Source organism: Pseudomonas sp. NY5710 (assembly GCF_013305665.1).
Lineage (GTDB): Bacteria > Pseudomonadota > Gammaproteobacteria > Pseudomonadales > Pseudomonadaceae > Aquipseudomonas > Aquipseudomonas juntendi.
This window is the reverse complement of sequence record NZ_CP045554.1, coordinates 1,902,128-1,917,259: the sequence shown is the minus strand read 5'-3', so window position 1 is coordinate 1,917,259 and position 15,132 is coordinate 1,902,128. Positions and strand designations below refer to the sequence as shown.

At 61.0% G+C, this 15,132-nt stretch carries 12 protein-coding genes; 1 reads left to right on the top strand and 11 read right to left on the bottom strand.

All coding sequences use genetic code 11. The features are described 5' to 3' along the window. Nucleotides 1-100 precede the first annotated feature (100 nt). From GEV39_RS08555 to GEV39_RS08540, 4 genes are all read right to left on the bottom strand, one after another. A complete protein-coding gene (locus tag GEV39_RS08555) occupies nucleotides 101-826 on the bottom strand; it encodes a dienelactone hydrolase family protein (protein ID WP_009684696.1) in 726 nt (241 codons plus the stop codon). 63 nt (nucleotides 827-889) lie between these two features. After that, nucleotides 890-2,794: a molecular chaperone HtpG gene (gene htpG, locus GEV39_RS08550; RefSeq protein ID WP_173888273.1), complete on the bottom strand. Its 1,905-nt coding sequence runs from the start codon at nucleotides 2,792-2,794 to the stop codon at nucleotides 890-892. A gap of 69 nt (nucleotides 2,795-2,863) precedes the next feature. Further along, nucleotides 2,864-3,346: a PaaI family thioesterase gene (locus GEV39_RS08545; RefSeq protein WP_173888271.1), complete on the bottom strand. Its 483-nt coding sequence runs from the start codon at nucleotides 3,344-3,346 to the stop codon at nucleotides 2,864-2,866. After that, nucleotides 3,343-3,819, bottom strand: a complete 477-nt coding sequence (locus tag GEV39_RS08540; RefSeq protein ID WP_173888269.1) for a PaaI family thioesterase — start codon at nucleotides 3,817-3,819, stop codon at nucleotides 3,343-3,345. Before GEV39_RS08540 ends, GEV39_RS08545 begins: the two co-directional genes overlap by 4 nt. A 152-nt stretch (nucleotides 3,820-3,971) precedes the next feature. On the opposite strand from GEV39_RS08540, the gene GEV39_RS08535 reads away from it, so the two are divergent. After that, nucleotides 3,972-4,235: a hypothetical protein gene (locus GEV39_RS08535; protein ID WP_009684700.1), complete on the top strand. Its 264-nt coding sequence runs from the start codon at nucleotides 3,972-3,974 to the stop codon at nucleotides 4,233-4,235. A 65-nt stretch (nucleotides 4,236-4,300) separates the two neighbouring features. On the opposite strand, the gene GEV39_RS08530 is transcribed toward GEV39_RS08535, so the two are convergent. The 7 genes from GEV39_RS08530 to GEV39_RS08500 all read right to left on the bottom strand — a co-directional run bounded on the left by GEV39_RS08530 (nucleotide 4,301) and on the right by GEV39_RS08500 (nucleotide 14,916). Then, nucleotides 4,301-5,050 carry a DUF599 domain-containing protein gene (locus GEV39_RS08530; RefSeq protein WP_009684701.1) on the bottom strand — a complete coding sequence of 250 codons (750 nt, stop codon included), beginning with the start codon at nucleotides 5,048-5,050 and terminating at the stop codon, nucleotides 4,301-4,303. A 215-nt stretch (nucleotides 5,051-5,265) separates the two neighbouring features. Then, complete coding sequence (brnQ, locus tag GEV39_RS08525) at nucleotides 5,266-6,579, bottom strand: branched-chain amino acid transport system II carrier protein (RefSeq protein WP_173888267.1); 1,314 nt, start codon at nucleotides 6,577-6,579, stop codon at nucleotides 5,266-5,268. Between the two features lie 483 nt (nucleotides 6,580-7,062). Next, nucleotides 7,063-7,947 carry a succinate--CoA ligase subunit alpha gene (sucD, locus tag GEV39_RS08520; RefSeq protein WP_003254203.1) on the bottom strand — a complete coding sequence of 295 codons (885 nt, stop codon included), beginning with the start codon at nucleotides 7,945-7,947 and terminating at the stop codon, nucleotides 7,063-7,065. Next, on the bottom strand, nucleotides 7,947-9,113 hold the full coding sequence (sucC, locus tag GEV39_RS08515) for an ADP-forming succinate--CoA ligase subunit beta (protein ID WP_003254205.1): 1,167 nt from the start codon (nucleotides 9,111-9,113) through the stop codon (nucleotides 7,947-7,949). The genes sucD and sucC overlap by 1 nt, the downstream gene beginning before the upstream one ends. A 172-nt stretch (nucleotides 9,114-9,285) precedes the next feature. Then, nucleotides 9,286-10,722: a dihydrolipoyl dehydrogenase gene (lpdA, locus tag GEV39_RS08510; RefSeq protein ID WP_173888265.1), complete on the bottom strand. Its 1,437-nt coding sequence runs from the start codon at nucleotides 10,720-10,722 to the stop codon at nucleotides 9,286-9,288. Nucleotides 10,723-10,818: 96 nt separating this feature from the next. Then, the gene (gene odhB, locus GEV39_RS08505) at nucleotides 10,819-12,042 is read right to left on the bottom strand and encodes a 2-oxoglutarate dehydrogenase complex dihydrolipoyllysine-residue succinyltransferase (protein ID WP_054881175.1); all 1,224 of its coding nucleotides are present in this window, start codon (nucleotides 12,040-12,042) and stop codon (nucleotides 10,819-10,821) included. A 42-nt stretch (nucleotides 12,043-12,084) separates the two neighbouring features. After that, on the bottom strand, nucleotides 12,085-14,916 hold the full coding sequence (locus tag GEV39_RS08500; protein WP_173888263.1) for a 2-oxoglutarate dehydrogenase E1 component: 2,832 nt from the start codon (nucleotides 14,914-14,916) through the stop codon (nucleotides 12,085-12,087). Nucleotides 14,917-15,132 lie beyond the last annotated feature (216 nt).

Genomic DNA, 15,132 nt, shown 5'->3' with positions numbered 1-15,132 from the left:
GCCGCTTTGCGCCCCTTCGCGGGCTTGCCCGCTCCCACAGGGTGAGAGTTGTGGGAGCGGGCAAGCCCGCGAAGGGCTGCACAGCAGCCCCACTATGCGATCAGCGCTGGAACACTTCAGTCAGCAGGTTATGCATCGAACGGAACGCCCGCTCCGAGGTGCGCCGGTCATACTGCATCTTGCCCGGCACATTGGCGCCAGGGTCGGTGAACGAATGCACGGCCCCGCCATAGCTGAGCAACTGCCAGTCGACCTTGGCCGCATTCATCTCGTCTTCGAATGCCGGCAGCTGCTCTTTCGGCACCAATGGGTCCGATGCACCGTGCAGCACCAGCACCGAGCCCTTGATGCGCTTGGCATCCTCGGGGTTCGGCGTGTCCAATGTGCCGTGGAACGACACTGCCGCACGCAAGTCGGCGCCGCTGCGCGCCAGCTCCAGCGCACAGCAACCCCCAAAGCAGAAGCCGAAGGTGGCAACTTTGCCAGGCTCCAGCAGCGCCTTGGACTGCCCCAGCAACTGGGCCAGGGCCTCCTGCATGCGCTTGCGAAGTTCGCCGCGGTCATTCTTGAGCGGCATCATCGCTGCGCCCGCTTCGTCCGCATTGGACGGGCGCACCGACTGCCCATACAGGTCGGCGAGCAACACCACATAGCCCTTTTCGGCCACTTCCTTGGCGATGCGTTCGGCACCTTCGCCAATGCCCATCCAGTTAGGTGCCATGACCAGGCCCGGGCGCCCCAGCGCACCGGGCTCGTAGACCAGGCGGCTTTCGTAGGTTCGGCCGGACAGGTGATACACCAGCGATTCGACGATTACTTTGCTCATCAGGCACTCCATTGGCACTCGTCATAAAAAAGCCCGCCGAAGCGGGCTTTCCTCTGCATCAACTCAAGCAGACAGCTCGACCAGCAGCTTGTTCAGGCGACGAACGTACGCTGCCGGGTCTTTCAGGCTGTCCCCGGCCGCCAGGGCCGCCTGATCGAAGAGGATATGCGAGAGCTCGGCGAAACGGTCTTCGCTCTGCTCGTTGTCCAGCTTGTCGATCAGCGGGTGGCTCGGGTTGAACTCGAAGATCGGCTTGGACTCCGGCACTTTCTGCCCACTGGCCTCAAGGATCTGGCGCATCTGCAGGCCAAGGTCCTGCTCACCAATGGCCAGGATCGCCGGCGAGTCGGTCAGGCGGTGCGACACGCGCACTTCGGCCACGCTGTCACCCAATGCACCTTTCAGGCGCTCGACCAGGCCTTCCTTGTCCTTGGCGACTTCTTCCTGGGCTTTCTTGTCCTCTTCGGAGTCCAGCTTGCCCAGGTCCAGGTCGCCGCGGGCGACATCGACGAAGGCCTTGCCGTCGAATTCGTTGAGGTAGCTCATCAGCCACTCGTCGATGCGGTCGGTCAGCAGCAACACTTCGATGCCTTTCTTGCGGAAGACTTCCAGGTGCGGGCTGTTCTTGACCTGCGCGTAGGACTCACCGGTGAGGTAGTAGATCTTGTCCTGGCCTTCCTTGGCGCGCGCCAGGTAGTCGGCCAGGGCAACGCTCTGCTCGCCGCTGTCGTCGTGGGTGGAGGCAAAACGCAGCAGGCTGGCAATCTTCTCTTTGTTGGCGAAGTCTTCGGCCGGGCCTTCCTTCAGCACCTGGCCGAAGTTTTTCCAGAAGCCCTTGTACTGCTCAGGCTCGTTCTTCGCCAACTTCTCCAGCATGTCCAGCACGCGCTTGGTCAGCGCGGTCTTCATCGAGTCGATGATCGGGTCTTTCTGCAGGATTTCACGCGACACGTTCAGCGACAGGTCGTTGGAGTCGACCACACCTTTGATGAAGCGCAGGTACAGCGGCAGGAACGACTCGGCCTGGTCCATGATGAACACGCGCTGTACATACAGCTTCAGGCCGCGTGGCGCTTCGCGCTGGTACAGGTCGAACGGCGCGCGGGCCGGTACATACAGCAGCGAGTTGTATTCAAGCTTACCTTCGACCTTGTTGTGGCTCCAGGCCAGCGGGTTCTCGAAGTCGTGGCCGATGTGCTTGTAGAACTCCTGGTATTCCTCGTCCTTCACGTCGCTGCGCGAACGGGTCCACAAGGCGCTGGCACGGTTGACGGTTTCCCACTCTTCGGCCGGCTGCTCTTCACCTTCGGCAGCCGCCTGCTCTTTCGGCAACTGGATAGGCAAGGCGATATGGTCGGAGTACTTCTTGACCACGTTGCGCAGGCGCCAGCCATCGGCGAACTCCTGCTCGTCCTTCTTCAGGTGCAGGACGATGCGGGTGCCGCGCTGGGGGTTGTCGACAGTGGCGACTTCAAACTCACCCTCGCCACGGGACGACCAATGCACGCCTTCGGCAGCCGGCTGGCCGGCGCGACGGCTGTACACGTCAACCTTGTCGGCAACGATGAACGCGGAATAGAAGCCCACGCCGAACTGGCCGATCAGGTGCGAGTCCTTCTTCTGGTCACCGGTGAGGTTCTTCATGAAGTCGGCAGTGCCGGACTTGGCGATGGTGCCCAGGTGGGTGATGACGTCTTCGCGGCTCATGCCGATACCGTTGTCCTCGAGGGTCACGGTACCCGCCTCCTTGTCGAAGCTCAGGCGAATCTTCAGGTCGGCGTCGCCTTCCAGCAACTCTGGCTTGGCCAGCGCCTCGAAGCGCAGCTTGTCGGCGGCGTCGGAGGCGTTGGAGATCAGCTCACGCAGGAAGATCTCCTTGTTCGAATACAAGGAATGGATCATGAGGTGCAGCAGTTGCTTTACCTCGGTCTGGAAGCCAAGCGTTTCTTTTTGAGTCTCCACACTCATGGTCTTCAAAACTCCGATCTGTTTGCAATGGCGCCTGGCGGGCGGTACAGCCTGCTTTAACGGCGGATGTCATGCAGATGGGGGCTGCCCGGATGATTTCAAGGGCTTTTGCGGGTCGATCTTGAAATGCGCGCGGGCCGTGGCGATCGGCGACTGGCGGTCGCCCTGCCAGGCGGTAATGGCCACGTTGGTTACCCGGCGCCCCTGGCGCCACAACTGGCACTGGGCATAGGTATCGCGCAACAGCCCGGCGCGCAGGTAGTCGATGGAGAAATCGATGATCTTCGGAATGCTGGCGCTGTCGCTGTAGATCAGCAGGTACAGCGCTGCCGACAGCTCCATGAAGCCGGCAATCACCCCGCCATGGATAGCGGGCAAGAGGGGGTTGCCGACAGTGTCCGGATTGGCCGGCAGGCGGAACAGCAGGTCATCCCCCTCGCGCTGGCATTCGATGCCGATCAACCCCGCGTAAGGGATCAATGCCAGCAAGGGGCGGTAGTCACCTTGCGCATGTGCTGCGTTGAGTTGCTGGCGAATGGCAGGCGGAATCATGACCCGCCCTCCTTCAGGCTGCTGCCGAAGCGGATGCCGCCCTTGACCTGCGGGCCCAACCGCATGAAGGTACCCACCACCTGGCAGATTGGCCGCTCGGGGTCGTCCTGGTAGGCGCTGCCACGGGTAAAGATCACGTCGCGGGTCACCCGGTAACACTGGGCATGCCCATGGATGTCCTTGCCCGGTACCGACGGGTGCATGTAGTCGATGCGCAGATCCAGGGTCGGGCATACCTCGAAGTGCGGCAGTACGCATAGCGTGGCCATGCCGCAGGTGGTATCCATCAGAGTTGTCAGCGCCCCACCGTGTACGGCACCGGTTTGCGGGTTGCCGACAATGGCCGGCGACCAGGGCAGGACCAGCGTCATGCCAGTTTCATCAGCCTGTGCCACACGCATCTGCAACAACTGGCAGTGTTTCAATGCCGAAAGAAAACGCTCGGCCATGGACATCAAGGTCGAATCACTCATAGGCTGTTACCACGTCCCTTCCAAACGGCATAGGTGGGTTCAAAAGTCCATGTAGAACGGGGCGTTATATATCTGAAACCTTCGTTGAACTTATTCCAAGTGGCTGCACTCGAAGGAACAAGTCACTTATCACACCAAGGAGAAACACCCCCATGCGTAAACCATTTGCTTTTGCTCTGATGCTGGCTGCTGCCATGGGCCTGGCTGCTTGCGATAAAGCGAGCGAAGACAAAGCCCAAGATGCGCAGGAACATGCCGAGCAAGCCCAGGAAAAGATGGGCGAAGCTCAGGATAAAATGAACGACGCCGCCAAGGAAAACGCCGAAGCTGCCAAAGATCAGGCTGAAGCCGAGCAAAAGGCTGCCGAAGAAGCCGCCCCGGCTACTCCGGCGCCGGCAGAACCTGCCAAGCAGTAATCAGCCCGATAAAAAAAACCCGACGTTGTCGGGTTTTTTTTGCGTTGAGTTCACGGTTAATCGTTTCAGTTCACTGCCACACCACCCTCTTTCAATGGCTCGCTGCTGACACTATCCGTGGGGGTAAAGACCATCACCTCCAGCACATCGGAATGGAACTCCCGACGGTACAAGATCAATACAACACCCACACTCATGCCCATGAACAACCACGGGCTGATGAACCAGCTCAACATGGCCATGCCGAAGTAGTAAGAGCGTAAACCAAGGTTGAACTGGTTGGCCGCCAGCGACAACACCCGTGCCGCCCGCGAGGCGAACGCCTTGCGCTCCAGTTCGTTGACCTGCCGTTCGCCAATCATCGGTGCCGAACCAACCAGTACGGCAGCAAAGTTGTATTGGCGCATGCACCAGCTGAAGGTGAAGAAGGCATACACGAAGACCATGGCCAGGCACAACAACTTGATCTCCGACATGCCCTGCGAAGTCTGCTGCACCAGCGGCAGGTCGGCCAACAGCGACAGCGCCCTGTCGGAGGCCCCCAGCACGGTGAGGATGCCGGCCAGAATGATCAAGGTGCTGGAGGCGAAGAACGAGGCGTTGCGCTCCAGGTTGCCGATCACGCTGGCATCGGCAATACGGTTATCGCGCAGCAACATGCGCCGCATCCAGTCTTCACGGTACAGGTGCAGCACGCTGGCCAGGCATGCGGTGTCGCGCCCTTTCCAGATTGCATACCGGGTATAACCACCCCAGCACAGGGCGAACCAGGCGACGGCCAGCAGGTTGTTGAGGTTGCTTTGGATGAAATTCATGCAGGATTCCCGAAAAGGCCAGGTGCCTGAAGGATAGGGACCGGGTTTCGACGCTGGCAAGCGGCAAAAGGCACACATTCCTGCTGAAATTCGTACTGCCGGTGTGGGCCAGAAAAAAGCCCCGCATCGTTGCCGATACGGGGCTCTGCAGCTTGCACCTTGGCGGGCACCCTTCGGCTTGTGGCCGGTGCCGCCCCAAGGCTTGGCCCGGCGCGTCAGGCCAGCGCTTCGCGCGGCTTGCCCAGCATGCGGTCGCAGGCGACGGCGCCCACCAGGGTTACCACCGACGGCACCAGCCAGGCCATGCCGGCATCGCTCAACGGCAGGTGCGCCATGAAGTCCGGGAGCATGTGGGCAAGGCTGCTGCCCTTGATCGCATCGACCATGCCGAACACCAGCGACACCAGCATGACCGGCGCCAGGATACGGGTCGGCGAATGCCACAGGTCTTTGACGAAACTCAGGCCGACGACCACGATGCAGGGCGGGTAGATGGCGGTCAGTACCGGGATCGAGAACATGATCAACTTGGTCAGGCCAAGGTTGGAAATCAACAGCGAGAAACCGGCCAGGATCACCACCAGGGCGCGGTACGACAGCGGCAGGATCTGGCTGAAGTACTCGGCGCACGCGCAAGTCAGGCCCACCGCAGTCACCAGGCAGGCCAGGGCGATCAGCACCGCAAGGAAGCCGCTGCCCAACGAACCGAAGGTGTGCTGCACGTAGGCATGCAGAACGGCCGCGCCATTGGTGGCATCTGCCGCGATATCATGGCTGGTGGCGCCCAGACGGAACAGGCTGATGTAGACCAGGGCCAGGCCGACACCGGCGATAAGGCCGGCGATAATGGCATAACGGGTGATCAGCTTCGGCGACTCGACACCGCGCGAGCGGATGGCGTTGACGATGACGATACCGAACACCAGGGCCCCCAGGGTATCCATGGTCAGGTAGCCATCGGAGAAGCCTTTGGAGAAGGCCGCTGCCGCATAAGCCGGCTGCGCGTCACCCATGCCCCCTGCCGGCAGGGCAAAGGCGGCAATCCCCAGTACGGCCAGGGCGATGATCTTCAGCGGCGCCAGGAAGCGGCCCACGGTATCGAGCAACTTGCCGGGGTACATCGACACGGCCAGCACCACTGCGAAATACACCAGGCTGTAGATGAACAGCGCCAGCGGGCTTTCCCCGGTCAGCGGAGCAACACCCACTTCGAACGAAACGGTCGCGGTACGCGGGGTGGCGAACAAGGGGCCGACCGACAGGTAGCAGACAGCCGCCAGCAAGCCGCCGAAGAATTTGCCGATCGGGCTGCTCAGGGCATCCATGCCACCACCGACCTTGGCCAGGGCGACCACAGTGATGACCGGCAAGCCTACGGCCGTGACCAGGAAGCCCAGGGCCGCCATCCACACATGGGGGCCGGACTGCAGGCCGACGATAGGCGGGAAGATGATGTTGCCTGCACCCACAAAAAGCGCAAACGTCATAAAGCCAAGCGCCAGGATATCCTGGCCTTTGAGAACTTTCATTTTAAGGTAGTACCACACTGCTGAAATCGGGATTCGAGAGGGGATTTCCCTTTGGATGAGGGGAAATGCTGCCCGGCTTGATAGGCCAGACCCGTTTAGCGTGTCGTTCCCTTTTGGGGTACGGGCACAGAGTGAGCGCGTAATGTAACCGTTTTGTCAGTCAAACGCACTGGAACAGTGCTGCTTGTCCGATGTGCGTACATGTTTGTCGTCTGCGCGACCGAAGACAGAGGGAATTATCCTCGGTTTAAAAGCCGCGTCTGTATGAAAATTCCTATCAAACCCATCGAAAAATCTACAGTGCCTGCTCTGGCCTCTTCGCGGGCTTGCCCGCTCCCACAGGGCTCACCACATTCAGAACCTGTGGTGATACCTGTGGGAGCGGGCAAGCCCGCGAAGAGGTCGGCACAGGAATACCGAAAACCCACAAACGACAAAGGCCACCCGAAGGTGGCCTCTGTGCGCGTGGGGGGTGTAGCGGTATTACTTCTTGGCTTCCCAACCGGTCAGCTCGGCCAGGGCCTTGCCGATGTCGGCCAGGGAACGCACGGTTTTCACGCCCGCGTCCTGCAGGGCTGCAAACTTCTCGTCTGCAGTGCCTTTGCCGCCAGAAATGATGGCGCCAGCGTGGCCCATGCGCTTGCCCGCAGGTGCGGTAACACCAGCGATGTAGGAAACGACAGGCTTGGTCACGTGGGCCTTGATGTAGGCCGCTGCTTCTTCTTCAGCCGAACCGCCGATCTCGCCGATCATGACGATCGCTTCGGTCTTCGGGTCTTCCTGGAACAGCTTCAGGATATCGATGAAGTTGGAGCCCGGGATCGGGTCACCACCGATACCGACACAGGTCGACTGGCCGAAGCCGGCGTCGGTGGTCTGCTTCACAGCTTCGTAGGTCAGGGTGCCGGAGCGCGACACGATACCGACCTTGCCTGGCAGGTGGATGTGGCCTGGCATGATGCCGATCTTGCACTCGCCCGGGGTGATGACACCTGGGCAGTTAGGGCCGATCAGGGTCACGCCCAGCTCGTCGCACTTGACCTTGGCATCCAGCATGTCCAGGGTTGGAATGCCTTCGGTGATGCAGACGATCAGCTTGATGCCGCCGAAGGCTGCTTCCAGGATCGAGTCCTTGCAGAAAGGAGCCGGTACGTAGATGACCGAAGCATCAGCGCCGGTAGCTTCCACGGCTTCCTTCACGGTGTTGAACACCGGCAGGCCCAGGTGGGTGGTGCCACCCTTGCCTGGGGTTACGCCGCCGACCATCTTGGTGCCGTAGGCGATGGCCTGTTCGGAGTGGAAAGTACCCTGCGAGCCGGTGAAGCCCTGGCAGATGACTTTGGTGTCTTTATTGATCAGGACGCTCATTACTTGCCCTCCGCAGCTTTGACAACTTGTTGAGCAGCGTCGGTCAGGCTGGTTGCCGCAATGATGTTCAAACCGCTTTCTGCCAGTACTTTAGCGCCCAGTTCGGCGTTGTTGCCTTCAAGGCGAACGACGACCGGAACCTTCACGCCGACTTCTTTCACTGCACCGATGATGCCTTCGGCAATCATGTCGCAACGAACGATGCCGCCGAAGATGTTGACCAGAACGGCCGCGACATTGCTGTCGGACAGAATGATCTTGAACGCTTCGGTAACGCGCTCTTTGGTAGCACCGCCGCCAACGTCGAGGAAGTTGGCAGGCTTGCCGCCGTGCAGGTTGACGATGTCCATGGTACCCATGGCCAGGCCGGCACCGTTGACCATGCAGCCGATATTGCCTTCCAGGGCAACGTAGTTCAGTTCGAACTTGGCAGCGTGGGCTTCACGGGCGTCGTCCTGCGACGGGTCGTGGAAGGTTTTCAGCTTAGGCTGACGGTACATGGCGTTGGCGTCGATGTTGATCTTGGCATCGAGGCAGTGCAGGTCGCCATCGGCCTTGATCACCAGCGGGTTCACTTCCAGCAGCGCCAGGTCGTGATCCTTGAACAGCTTGGCCAGGCCTACGAAGATCTTGGCGAACTGTTGAACTTGCTTGCCTTCCAGGCCCAGCTGGAATGCCAGCTCGCGACCCTGGAACGGCTGTGCGCCAACCAGTGGGTCGATGGTGGCCTTGAGGATTTTCTCAGGCGTTTCGTGAGCGACCTTCTCGATGTCCACGCCACCTTCGGTGGAGGCCATGAACACGATGCGGCGGCTCGAACGATCGACTACAGCGCCCAGGTACAGCTCTTTGGCGATGTCAGTGCAGGATTCGACCAGAATCTTGGAGACGGGTTGACCGTTGGCATCGGTCTGGTAGGTAACCAGATTCTTGCCCAACCACTGTGCAGCGAACGCCTTGGCGTCTTCCTTGCTGCGAACCAGCTTGACGCCGCCCGCTTTACCGCGACCACCCGCGTGAACCTGGGCTTTGACTACCCACTCGTTCCCGCCGATCTTGTCGCAGGCTTCTGCAGCTTGCTCAGGGGTATCGACTGCGAAACCCTTGGAAACTGGCAGGCCGTACTCAGCGAACAGCTGCTTACCCTGATACTCGTGAAGATTCATGCTTTTTACCGTCTTCGTTAGGTACTGCGCTTCGGCGCTGCGCCATCACTGGCGCCGCGCCACCTGTGACCGTTGACCCCGGGTTATCCCATGTGATCCGGTCCGGCGGACGTTCCGCGGTGAGTCATGCACGCAAGACTCACGACGGGCTGCCCGCCGTGGTTTCTTATGATTAACGCTTCTTACGGTTGGCCACGTGAATGGCGCCGCCATTCACAGCCAGCGCTGCTTCATGCAGCGCTTCGGACAGGGTTGGATGGCTGAAGACCATCATGCCCAGGTCCTCGGCACTGGTGCCGAATTCCATTGCGATTGCGCCCTGCTGCACCAGTTCGGCAGCCGATGGGCCAATCACGTGTACACCCAGCACGCGGTCGGTCTTGGCGTCGGCGATGACCTTGACGAAACCACCGGTGTCGTTGGCCGCCATCGCACGGCCGCTGGCCGCGAACGGGAAGGTGCCTACGTTAACCTCAACACCCTCGGCCTTCAAGGCTTGTTCGGTCTTGCCGACCCACGCGATTTCCGGGTGGGTGTAGATCACCGAAGGGATCAGGTCGTAGTTCATCTGGGCCTTGTGGCCCTTGATGCGCTCAACCACCATGATGCCCTCTTCCGAGGCCTTGTGCGCCAGCATCAGGCCACGCACCACGTCACCGATGGCATAAACGCCCGGCACGCTGGTCGCGCAGTGGTCATCGACGTAGATGTAGCCGCGCTCGTCGATGGTCACGCCGCTGTCGGAAGCCAGCAGGTCGGTGGTCACCGGACGACGTCCGACCGCAACGATCAGCTTGTCGAAGGTGATCTTCTGCTCGCCTTCGGCGTTGGTGTAGGTGACTTCGACTTCGTCGCCGTTGACTTTCGAGCCGGTGACGCGAGCGCCCAGCTTGATGTCCAGGCCTTGTTTGGTCAGGGTCTTCTGGGCTTCTTTCGACACGGCAGTGTCGGCAGCCATCAGGAAGGTGTCCAGGGCTTCCAGCACGGTGACTTCAGCACCCAGGCGAGCCCACACAGAGCCAAGCTCCAGGCCGATGACGCCAGCACCGATCACGCCCAGGCGCTTGGGTACGGCCTGGAATTCCAGGGCGCCGGTGGAGTCGACGATGACGTTCTGGTCGACAGGCGCTGGCGGAATGTCGATCGGACGCGAGCCGGAGGCCAGGATCACGTTCTCGGCTTCGATCACTTCGGTGGTGCCGTCAGCCTTGGTGACTTCGACCTTCTTGCCCGCCAGCAGCTTGCCGTGGCCCTGGATCGAAGTAACACCGTTGGCCTTGAACAGGGTGGCCACGCCACCGGTCAGGTTCTTGACGATGCCAGCCTTGCGGCCAACCATCGCGGCAACGTCCATCTTCACTTCACCGGTGGAGATACCATGCACGTTGAAGCTTTCTTTGGCTTCCTTGTACTTCCAGGAGCTGTCCAGCAGGGCCTTGGAAGGAATGCAACCGACGTTCAGGCAGGTGCCGCCCAGGGCCAGCTTGCCCTCGGCGTCGGTGTACTTCTCGATACAGGCAGTCTTCAGACCGAGTTGTGCGGCCTTGATGGCAGCGACATAACCGCCAGGACCTGCACCGATTACCACTACGTCGAATTTCTGGGTCATAAAAGATTCCTTTTGAGCTTCAAGCAGCAAGCTGCAAGCTGCGAGACAGACAGGCTTCGACTTGAAGCTTGCCGCTCGCAGCTTACAGCCGCGCGATTAGATGTCCAGCAGCAGGCGAGACGGATCTTCCAGCAGGTTCTTGATGGTCACCAGGAAGGTTACCGCTTCCTTGCCATCGATCAGGCGGTGATCGTAGGACAGCGCCAGGTACATCATCGGGCGAATCACCACTTGGCCGTTAACGGCCATCGGGCGCTGGATGATGTTGTGCATGCCGAGGATCGCGGCCTGCGGCGGGTTGACGATCGGGGTCGACATCATCGAACCGAAAGTACCGCCGTTGGTGATGGTGAAGGTGCCACCGGTCATCTCTTCGATCGACAGCTTGCCGTCACGGGCCTTCTTGCCGAAGGTGGCGATGCCGTTTTCGATTTCGGCCAGGCTCATCGATTCGGCGTTACGCAGTACCGGTACCACCAGGCCACGGTCGCTGGACACCGCGACGCCGACGTCGGCATAGCCGTGGTAGACGATGTCGTTGCCGTCGATCGAGGCGTTGACCGCCGGGAAACGCTTCAGCGCCTCGGTGGCAGCCTTGACGAAGAACGACATGAAGCCCAGGCGCACGCCGTTGTGGGTCTTCTCGAACAGGTCCTTGTACTTCGAACGCAGGGCCATGACTTCGGTCATGTCCACTTCGTTGAAGGTGGTCAGCATGGCCATGCTCGACTGGGCTTCTACCAGGCGCTCGGCGATCTTGGCACGCAGGCGGGTCATCGGTACGCGCTTCTCGGTACGGTCGCCAGCAGCGGTGACCACCGGAGCAGCAGCAGCGGCAGCAGGCTTGGCAGCCGGCGCAGCGGCAGGTGCCGACTTCTTGTTGGCAACAGCTGCAACCACGTCTTCCTTGGTGACGCGACCGCCTTTGCCGGTACCGGCAACGCTGGCCAGGTCGATACCGTTTTCTTCAGCCAGCTTGCGCGCAGCCGGGGCGGCGACCGGGTCGTCTTCGCCAGCATCGGCAGCTGCCGCAGCGGGTGCAGCGGCAGGTGCAGCGGCGGCGGCAGGTGCGGCAGCAGCGCCGCCTTCAACGATCGAACCCAGCACCTCGTCGGACAGGACGGTGTCGCCCTCGCCCTTGACGATGTCGCCCAGCACGCCGTCAGCGGTAGCCAGCACTTCCAGGACGACCTTGTCGGTCTCGATGTCGACGATCAGCTCGTCACGCTTGACGGCTTCGCCCGGCTTCTTGTGCCAGGTGGCAACGGTGCCATCGGCAACCGATTCCGGGAAGGTTGGGGCTTTGATCTCGATAGCCATTATCTGTATTTCCTTAAATTCGGTTTCAGGTGCGCGAAGGCGTTAGACAGTGAAGGCGTCTTGCAGCAGTTTTTCCTGCTGTTCGGCGTGCTTCGAAGCGTAACCACAAGCTGGCGCGGCGGAAGCGTCGCGGCCGGCGTATTCCAGGACCAGTGCCTTGTTGTGGCGGCCCAGGATACGGCGCATGTGGTGCTGGCTGCTGTACCAGGCACCCTGGTTCATCGGCTCTTCCTGACACCACACGGCATGCTGGAGGTTGGTGTACGGCGCCAGGATTTCGACCAGGTCGTCCTCCGGGAACGGGTACAGCTGCTCGATACGCACGATGGCGATGTCTTCGCGGCCCTCGGCACGGCGTTTCTCCAGCAGGTCGTAGTAGACCTTGCCGCCGCACAGGACCAAGCGCTCGACCTTGGCCGGATCGAGGTTGTCGATTTCCGGGATCACGGTCTGGAACGAGCCTTCGGCCAGGTCTTCCAGGGTCGAAACGGCCAGTTTGTGACGCAGCAGCGACTTCGGTGTCAGCACGATCAGCGGCTTGCGCAGCGGGCGAATGACCTGACGACGCAGCAGGTGGTAGATCTGCGCCGGCGTGGTTGGCACGCAGACCTGGATGTTGTGCTCGGCACACAGCTGCAGGTAACGCTCCAGGCGCGCGGAGGAGTGCTCCGGGCCCTGCCCTTCATAGCCGTGCGGCAGCAGCATGGTCAGGCCACACAGGCGACCCCACTTGTGCTCGCCGCTGGTGATGAATTGGTCGATGACCACTTGCGCACCGTTGGCGAAGTCGCCGAACTGGGCTTCCCAGATCACCAGCGCGTTCGGCGTGGTGGTCGAGTAGCCATATTCGAAGGCCAGCACGGCTTCTTCCGACAGGAAGGAGTCGTACAGCTCGAACATCGGCTGGCCCGGGAACAGGTTCTTCAGCGGTACGTAGGTGCTGGCATCCTTCTGGTTATGCAGCACTGCATGGCGGTGCGAGAAGGTGCCACGGCCGATGTCCTGGCCGGTCATGCGGATCGGGTGACCTTCGAACTGCAGGGTGGCGTAAGCCATGGTCTCTGCATAGCCCCAGTTGATCGGCAAGCCACCGGCCTGCATCTTCTGGCGGTCTTCGTAGATCTTCGCCACCTGGCGCTGGACGACGAAGCCTTCCGGGATTTCCAGCAGCTTGGCCGACAGGTCCTGCAAGGTCTTGAGGTCGAAGCGGGTGTCGTGACGCGCAGTCCAGGCATGGCCCAGGTAGGGGCGCCAGTCGACGAACAGCTCGCGGTTCGGCTCCTTGACCAGGCTTTTCACCACGTGCAGGCCGTTGTCCAGCGCGTTGCGGTACTCGTCGATCTTCGCCTGGGCACGCTCGGCATCGATACGGCCAGCCTGGATCAGCGACTCGGCGTACAGCTCGCGGGTGGTACGCTGCTTGGTGATCTGCTGGTACATCAGCGGCTGGGTGCCGCTCGGCTCGTCGGCCTCGTTGTGGCCGCGACGGCGGTAGCAGACCAGGTCGATGACCACGTCACGCTTGAACTGCATGCGGTAGTCAATGGCCAGCTGGGTGACGAACAGCACTGCTTCCGGGTCATCGCCGTTCACGTGCAGGATCGGCGCCTGGATCATCTTGGCCACGTCAGTGGCGTACTCGGTGGAGCGCGCGTCAAGCGGGTTGCTGATGGTGAAACCAACCTGGTTGTTGATCACGATGTGCACGGTGCCGCCGGTCTTGAAACCGCGGGTCTGCGACATCTGGAAGGTTTCCATGACCACACCCTGGCCGGCGAATGCAGCGTCGCCGTGGATCGAGATCGGCAGCACCTTGTCGCCAACGGTGTCGTTGCGGCGGTCCTGACGGGCGCGCACCGAACCCTCGACCACCGGCGAAACGATTTCCAGGTGGGACGGGTTGAACGCCATGGCCAGGTGCACTTCGCCACCGGAGGTCATCACGTTCGAGGAGAAGCCCTGGTGATATTTCACGTCACCGGAGCCCAGCTCGTTCATTTTCTTGCCTTCGAACTCATCGAACAGCTCGCGCGGGTTCTTGCCGAAGGTGTTCACCAGCACGTTCAGACGACCACGGTGGGCCATACCGATGACCACTTCCTTGGTGCCGTAGGAGCCGGAACGCTGGATCATTTCGTCCAGCATCGGGATCAGGCTCTCACCACCTTCCAGGCCGAAGCGCTTGGTGCCTGGGTACTTGGTGCCCAGGTATTTTTCCAGGCCTTCACCGGCGGTGACGCGCTCGAGCAGGTGGGCCTGCACGTCAGCGGAGAACTCCGGACGGCCGCGCACGCTTTCCAGGCGCTGCTGGAACCAGCTGCGCTGCTCGGAATCGACGATGTGGGTGAACTCGGCGCCAATGGTGCGACAATATGTCTTCTGGAGTGCATCGAAGATGTCGCGTAGGCTCGCCTCCTCTTTGCCGATGAACAGGTCGCCGGCACGGAAGGTCGTATCAAGATCGGCATTGGTCAAGCCGTAGTGATTGATCGACAGGTCTACGGGCGCAGGGCGCTGCCACAACCCCAACGGGTCGAGCTTGGCAGCCTGATGGCCGCGCATACGATAGGCCTGGATCAGTCGCAGAACTTCAACCTGCTTCTTCTCGTGTTCACTGCTCACGCTCCCGGCAGATACCGGTTGGGCGCGGCGCTGGTTCTTTGCCAGCAGTACGAAATGGTCGCGGATTGTCGAGTGCGATACATCAGTAGCGGTGCTGCCGTCGGCTGGCAACTTCTGGAAGTAAGTGCGCCACTCTTCTGGCACAGCGTTAGGGTCGTGCAGGTAGAGCTCGTAGAGCTCTTCCACATATGCAGCGTTACCACCTGAAAGGTGGGCGCTATCCCACATGCGCTGCATCACGCTTTCTTGCATGCTTGGTCACCCTCGATTAGGGGACTGATCGGCGAGAGCCGAAGCAAACCTGGAAAAGTCCGAAAACAGCGACTGAACCACGCCACCTGGATCCTGCTGATTTTCCGGGTACCAGCCCGGAAAGCCCCTGCTGGTCTCATATCTTCATAGGTAATGAGCGCAGGCTTTTTGGGCCCTTGCTCGGGTTTTACCTCAGTGCGGGCTCACCGCCCGCAC